We start from the raw sequence: 415 nt of genomic DNA on the forward strand, positions 1-415 counted from the left end.
AAGTACCGGTGAAGCAATGGAGCTGATGGAACAACTGGCGAGCAAACTGCCTACCGGTGTTGGCTATGACTGGACGGGGATGTCCTATCAGGAACGTCTCTCCGGCAACCAGGCACCTTCACTGTACGCGATTTCGTTGATTGTCGTGTTCCTGTGTCTGGCGGCGCTGTATGAAAGCTGGTCGATTCCGTTCTCCGTTATGCTGGTCGTTCCGCTGGGGGTTATCGGTGCGTTGCTGGCTGCCACCTTCCGTGGCCTGACCAATGACGTTTACTTCCAGGTAGGCCTGCTCACAACCATTGGGTTGTCGGCGAAGAACGCGATACTTATCGTCGAATTCGCCAAAGACTTGATGGATAAAGAAGGTAAAGGTCTGATTGAAGCGACGCTTGATGCGGTGCGGATGCGTTTACGT

The 415-nt window shown here is 53.7% G+C and carries 1 protein-coding gene; it reads left to right on the top strand.

Annotation, left to right across the window (positions count from 1 at the left end):
- A partial coding sequence (locus P0R31_RS40820; protein WP_275521270.1) for an efflux RND transporter permease subunit occupies nucleotides 1–415 on the top strand: 415 nt, incomplete at both ends.

It is taken from the genome of Bradyrhizobium yuanmingense, assembly GCF_029167105.1.
GTDB classification, from domain to species: domain Bacteria; phylum Pseudomonadota; class Alphaproteobacteria; order Rhizobiales; family Xanthobacteraceae; genus Bradyrhizobium; species Bradyrhizobium yuanmingense_A.